The organism is Thermoflexus sp. (assembly GCF_034432235.1).
Classification (GTDB): domain Bacteria; phylum Chloroflexota; class Anaerolineae; order Thermoflexales; family Thermoflexaceae; genus Thermoflexus.
Window position 1 is genome coordinate 1 of the sequence record NZ_DAOUCJ010000121.1, and the last position, 5,792, is coordinate 5,792.

Annotated in this window: 6 protein-coding genes; 3 read left to right on the forward strand and 3 right to left on the reverse strand. The window is 65.6% G+C overall.

The window, feature by feature from the left end; genetic code table 11:
• Window positions 1-367: response regulator transcription factor (locus VAE54_RS14420; protein ID WP_322802674.1), on the forward strand; the 367-nt coding region annotated here is incomplete at its 5' end.
• An 80-nt stretch (window positions 368-447) separates the two neighbouring features.
• On the opposite strand, the gene VAE54_RS14425 is transcribed toward VAE54_RS14420, so the two are convergent.
• The 3 genes from VAE54_RS14425 to VAE54_RS14435 all read right to left on the reverse strand — a co-directional run bounded on the left by VAE54_RS14425 (window position 448) and on the right by VAE54_RS14435 (window position 4,225).
• Complete coding sequence (locus VAE54_RS14425; protein ID WP_322802675.1) at window positions 448-1,701, reverse strand: AAA family ATPase; 1,254 nt, start codon at window positions 1,699-1,701, stop codon at window positions 448-450.
• A 91-nt stretch (window positions 1,702-1,792) separates the two neighbouring features.
• The gene (locus tag VAE54_RS14430) at window positions 1,793-2,320 is read right to left on the reverse strand and encodes a hypothetical protein (RefSeq protein ID WP_322802676.1); all 528 of its coding nucleotides are present in this window, start codon (window positions 2,318-2,320) and stop codon (window positions 1,793-1,795) included.
• 66 nt (window positions 2,321-2,386) lie between these two features.
• Window positions 2,387-4,225, reverse strand: coding sequence for a DUF2207 domain-containing protein (locus VAE54_RS14435; protein ID WP_322802677.1), 1,839 nt, complete (start codon window positions 4,223-4,225; stop codon window positions 2,387-2,389).
• Between the two features lie 410 nt (window positions 4,226-4,635).
• On the opposite strand from VAE54_RS14435, the gene VAE54_RS14440 reads away from it, so the two are divergent.
• Window positions 4,636-5,181 (forward strand): TlpA disulfide reductase family protein, encoded by a 546-nt coding sequence (locus VAE54_RS14440; RefSeq protein ID WP_322802678.1) that lies wholly within the window; start codon window positions 4,636-4,638, stop codon window positions 5,179-5,181.
• Entirely contained in the window at window positions 5,181-5,552 is a 372-nt protein-coding gene (locus VAE54_RS14445; protein WP_322802679.1) for a prolipoprotein diacylglyceryl transferase family protein, read from the forward strand. Before VAE54_RS14440 ends, VAE54_RS14445 begins: the two co-directional genes overlap by 1 nt.
• The last annotated feature ends 240 nt before the right edge of the window (window positions 5,553-5,792 follow it).

Here is a 5,792-nt window from a genome sequence, read left to right on the forward strand (position 1 = left end):
GCTGCTGGCCCGCGTGGAAGCGATCCTGCGGCGGGTGCGCCAGGCCGCCCCTGCGGCATCGCCGATCCTGGAGATCGGGAACGGCGCCCTGGTGATCGACCGGGAACGGCGGCAGGTGAGATTCCAGGGCCAACCCCTGGATCTCTCCCCCATCGAATACACGCTCCTGGTTTATCTGGCCGAACGGGCCGGGCGAGTGGTCTCTATCGACGAGCTGCTGACCGCCATCTGGGGGGGGACCCAGGAGGGATCGCTGCAGGCCCTCCGCTGGTATATCTGGAACCTCCGCCAGAAGATGGAAGCCAACCCCAAGCGTCCGCGCTGGATCCAGACGGTGCGTCGGTATGGCTATCGTCTGAACCCATGAGCGGGCGGCTCCATCCCCGGGGCGCAGGGGTAGGGATCACCGCTCATCCTGGGAGGCCGGATCCATGGGCCTTTCCCGCCTCACTGTTCCCCCAGCAGGGGAAGCAGAATGGGATGAACATCGCACCATGGCTCCCCATCGCTGTATTCCAGAAGGCTCAGGTTGGCCAGGAACTCCCGGGTGCGCTCGTTGTTGATAAAGGTCCGCGTGCGGTGGTAGCGCAGCAGCTCCCCGTAGTCCTCCGGCCGCAGGGTCCCCCGATAGTCGTTCTGCAGCTGGATCACAGCGTTGCGCATCTCGGGGAGGCCGATCCGATCCTGGCCGGCGGCGAGCCCATGCAGGATCGCCGACTGGACCAGCTGGATCAGCGTGAGGGGGATCCCGCCGCTCATCCGAACGGCCAAATCAATCGCCTCCGGATCGATGAGATAGGGCTCCACCCGGCGCTCCACGATCTCCCGCATCACCTGGTGCCCTTCAGGCCGCAGCTGGCCATGGCGATCGTAGACCATCACGTTGGGGACGATGAACCGCTCGCTGAAGTGGCTGCGGATCTGAAGGAACTCGCGGGCATAACGCAGGGCGATGGGGAAGGTGAACAGGATATGCGCGCGCAGCTCCGCCAGCAGGGCGGCATGGTTCAGGAAAAGCCCCATGGCCCGCTCGAAAGAGAGCTTATCCAGATCCTCCACCACCACCAGGACAGGTCGGCGGGCGTTGGAGCGGATTTCCTCGATCAGCCGGTTGGTTCGGGAGACCAGCTCGAAGAGCCGCAGCTCCGCCCGTTCCCGGACCATCCGCCGGGTGCTGCTCTCGGTCTTGACCCGCCCTTCAAGCTTCAGGGCCAGGAGGTTGAGGGCCGCTTCGGCGGAGGTTTCGCGTGAGGGGCTGACCATCTCCTCCTCCACAATCTCGTGGGTCAACCAGCGGTAAAGGTCCTCCAGCATTCCCACCCCTACCAGGCCCCGCTTGCGGCCTTTCAGGATGCGTTCATCGGTGGCCTGCTGGAGCAGGCGCAGGGCGATGGCCAGGATGAGATCCACATAGGTAAGGTCCGTGAGGTTCAGGATCTCCAGAACCGAGAAGTGCACAATGAAGAAGCGCCCCTTCAGAAGGCCTGTCAGGCGGTTGAGCTCGGTGCTCTTGCCGCTCCCCCGGTGGCCGGAGAAGAGCACCTTCACCGGCTCGTCCATCGCCTCCAGATAGGCCTTCAGCTCCTGGGTGGGGACGTCGGGGCGCTCCACGTAATATGCGGCCAGGGCCCGCCCGGATAACGGAACCCGGGGATCGAAGAGATTCAACGCCTCTTTCAATGTGCGCGCACGAACCGCCATAGGCCCTCCCAGAGGATGATCATGCCATGCAGACAGCCGAACGGGCGATCCCTCCTTCCTGTGGCCCGCTGAGCCGCAGGAAGAAAAAGCGCTACTGGGCGAGGAAGATCTCCGTGCCGCAATAGGGGCAGCGGATCACCCCTCTCCCGGCCAGCTCCAGCGCCCCACCGCAGTTGGGACATTTGCCGGCGTCCCGCAAAGCCGCCGCCTCGACCGAATATAGCAAGCCCTCCGACCAGTTGATGTATCCGGAGAAAAGCCCCATGTGCACCAGATCGTAGATCCACGCCCGCACCTGATCCCGGGTCGCCCGCAGCTCTAAGGCGATGTCTGAAAGCGCGACTTTCCCCCGCGCCTGGATCATCCCCAGAAGCCGGCGCTGCTTCTCGGCCACCTCCGCCTCCCGGGCCTCCACGCCTCCCCGCCGCCATAAATAGATCCCCGCAATGAGCAGAGGCGAGAACACCAGAAAGATCAGGAAAGCCCCCAGCGCGAAGCCTCCAGGCGTCAGCTCCGCCCGAACCCGCTGGATGGCCAGGAAGCCGAGGAAGGCCATCTCCAGGAAGACGCTGGCGCCGATCATCAGGATCCCAAGGGTCTGCATGGTGCGTGGATGCATGCGGCTTCCCCCTTTCGGATGAAAATCGATAGTCGATGGATGGCTCCGCCATCCGCCCGCCACGGATTATCCGAACCCGCTCCGGCCCCCTCCGCCACCCCCGCCGCCGAAGCTCCCGCCGCCGCTCCAGCGCCCGCCGCCTCCCCGATCCGAAGGCGGACGGCTGACAAACGTATCCGCGGCGACGTTGAGCATGCTCGTCAGGCTCTCGGCAAAGGCGTTCAAACCGCCGGTCAGGGCGCTCGCCGCATCGTCCAGCGAGGGAACCCCCAGCCCCCCCGGAGCGGGAGCGGGCGCGGCATGGCCCGGGATCCTCCCCGGCGCGGAAGCGGAGCGCGGATCGATCCACGGACGATACCATGGCGGCGGCGGAAGATCGGGGGCCAGCTCCTGCCACTGCCGCAGGAACCGACGCTCCAACCCGAAAGCGATCGCATAAGGAATATAGGCTTCCAGCCGCGCCCGCGCCTCCTCCGGCGCCATCTGCTGAAGCCGGCGCAATCCCTGAGCGAAGGCCCGCCAGCGGGCGGCCAGCTCCGCGCCTTTCCGGGTTTTCCGGGGCATGTGGGGAGCGATCAGCAACCACGCGAGGGCCGTTCCCCCCAACCCCACGACGACCGCCCACATCCCCCAGAGCCCATGGCCGCTCCAGTTTCCCGCGGCGATGCCCGCCAGCACCGCCAGGGCGCCGAACGCGAAGGCCAGGAACTGATAGCCGCCCCGCACCCGATCGGGGCGGCCGGCAAACCAGCCCGCCTGGGCGACCGCCCGATATAGCGCCGCTTCGATCTCCGGCAGGCGATCGGCGAAGCGATAGCGAAGCTCCCCCATACGGCGGACCGAGTTTCCGTTGAAAAGGGCGCGCAGCAAAACCACCTCAAAGGGCCGCAGATCCCTTTCCTGTCCGGTCCGCCGAAGGACGAAATCCCGGCGAAAGCCTTCGCGGACCTCCTCGATCGTCAACACCCCTCGCCGGGCCAGATCCACCACCGTCGCCATGATGTCCCGCAGATCCGCCCGCTCGTCCAGCAGCACGCCCACCATCGCCGGGGGATCGGCAGAAGGTGGCTCGGCGAGCGAATCTGGCACGATCCCGACATAAGGATCCCGCCCCCGCGCTGCCCACAGCGTTAGGGCCAGGGCCGGCCCGCCGATCAGCAGCAGCACCCCCAGGGCCAGCAGTCCCAGGTTATACAGGGGCAGGCGGTCCTCCTGGACCTGCCAGGCCGGGGGCTCGGGGGGCAGGATGCCATGGGGGAACTGGACCCGGATCTCGAAGGACTCATCCGGCTGGAGAGGGCGTCGGGCCTGGAAGCGCACAGTCCGACCCCCTTCCAGGATCTCCCCATCCGCCGGGCCATAGGCGGCGACCTGCTGGGCCGGCGCCCCGGGGGGCAGGATCACCGTGACCGTGCTATGGCGGATCTCATATGCATGCTCAGCGGGAAGTGGATTCCACCACAGCTGATCCCCCTCCGGATATCGCCGGATCGCGCCCCGGACCTGATAGCGCAGATGGAACGTCCGGACCGCGTTTGTGGTGGGCGGGAAAAACCACCGCACGGTGATCCCCTCGCGGCTTTCCTCCACCTCATAGGTGAACGGCTGGCCGGAAGACGCACGGCGATAGATCGCCTCATCCTCCCGGAGATCCAGGATGGTGATCCCCTCCGTGCGCCGGAGGGGGATCTCCCGGAACCCCCGGCGGAACGTCCCGTTGAAACGGATCGTTTGATGCTCGGTGATCTCCATCGTGCCGTCCAAGTGCACGCGGATCTCCACATCGAAGCGCTCCGCGACGGCCGCGGCAGATTGGGCTTGGAGAGCCGGTGCAAAGCCACCCCAGAGGCCGAGCCCGAGGAACAGCGCGATGCTCCATCGGATCCATCGCTTCGTGCTCTTCATGGGAGGTCCTCACGCCATCGTTGATCCCAATGGGTATTTGGGCGAAGAGGTCATCGTGCCCCCGGATTGGAGTCGACCGCATGGGTTAGGTCTGAAGGGACCATTCCGGCTTGATTGTAACCGGAGTCGGGGATTTCGGGTGGCTCTTCCCCGCAACCCGTGTCATGACGGACATCCCGACGGCATCTAAACCAAAACGGTCACGGGGAGAAGAGATGGCCGTAGAGGTCGCGCAACAGGTGAAACCTAAATTAGAATGGTGGGTGAGATAGAGGTTACCCATCAACCGCGCAACTCCCAATCCTGCAAAAGAGGGCCGGCTTTCCTGCTGATCGCTCCAAAGATCGAGCAACGCCCTCCTGGCACGAGCCGTCGGTTCCTGATCGCGAGATGACCCGAAGGTGGATCCCATGCCGAAATCGTGGGCCGTGGGGATCATTGGGATGGTGGTGATCGGCGGCGTCTGGCTAGTGGCGAGTCGGGTGCGCGAGGTCGGGCTCCCTATCCGGGAGGCCCCGCAGCCCGGTTATCGCGCCCCGGGGTTCTCGCTGCGCACCCTGGAGGGAGAAACCCTCTCCATCGGGGATCTGCGAGGGCGGGCGGTGATCCTGAACTTCTGGGCGACCTGGTGCCCGCCATGTCGGGCAGAGATGCCGGCCTTCCAGCGCCTCTACGCCCGCTACCGGGACCGGGGGCTGGTGGTGCTGGGCGTCAACGCGACGTCAGGGGATGATCGGGCCGCCGTGCTCGCTTTCCGGCAACAGTATGGCCTGACCTTTCCGATCCTGCTGGACGAAGCCGGCCAGGTGCAGCAGCGCTACCGGATCACCGCGCTTCCCACCACGTTCTTCATTGATCCCCAGGGGATCATCCGGGATGTCGTGATCGGTGGCCCCCTCAGCGAAGCGGCGATGGAAGCCCGTCTTTCTGATCTCCTTCCATCCGGAACCCCATGATGCTCCCGGTTCTTCCCCTGGGTCCCCTGGCCTTACCGGTTCGGCCGCTCCTCCTCCTGCTGGGCCTGTGGCTCGGGCTGGCCTGGATCGAACGGGAGGGTCGTCTTTACGAAGCCGGGCTTACGCTCCTGGCATGGATCGTCTGGAACCGGGACCGTTCGACGCTGAAGGCCTCGGGGAGCGCTTTCCTGCTGGCGCTCACCCTTTACAGCGGGGTCCATCTGATCGTCGAAGGCTTCCGGGCGGAGAGCCCCACGTGGCCGGGATTCCGCGTGCCGCAACTGCTGGCCTTCGCGGGCATGCGGATCGGAGAATGGGGGCTGGTCCGAACGGAGCGATCTGTATCTTCCATCCCGACCGGATCTGGCTGATGTCGGGATCGTTCGGCTCGAACGGGAGGACTTGAGGATGGTTTTCTCTTACAGCCCCCTGGGCCTCGAGAAAGGAAGAGCCCCATAAGGCCTGCCCCCTGCGAACGGCTATCATCTTTATGAGCGCATTCCATCTTCACCGGAGGTGTCCGATGCGCGGGATCCGCACCCTGATCCGGGAGCTGTGGTGGTATCTCACGTATGACGACTATGGCCGGCGCCGCCTCCGCCCGGCCGCTT

Excerpts from the sequence above, each read along its gene's own strand:
- VAE54_RS14425 (WP_322802675.1), bottom strand. The coding sequence starts at position 1,701 with ATGGCGGTTCGTGCGCGCACATTGAAAGAGGCGTTGAATCTCTTCGAT.
- VAE54_RS14430 (WP_322802676.1), bottom strand. The coding sequence starts at position 2,320 with ATGCATCCACGCACCATGCAGACCCTTGGGATCCTGATGATCGGCGCC.
- VAE54_RS14435 (WP_322802677.1), bottom strand. The coding sequence starts at position 4,225 with ATGAAGAGCACGAAGCGATGGATCCGATGGAGCATCGCGCTGTTCCTC.
- VAE54_RS14440 (WP_322802678.1), top strand. The coding sequence starts at position 4,636 with ATGCCGAAATCGTGGGCCGTGGGGATCATTGGGATGGTGGTGATCGGC.
- VAE54_RS14445 (WP_322802679.1), top strand. The coding sequence starts at position 5,181 with ATGCTCCCGGTTCTTCCCCTGGGTCCCCTGGCCTTACCGGTTCGGCCG.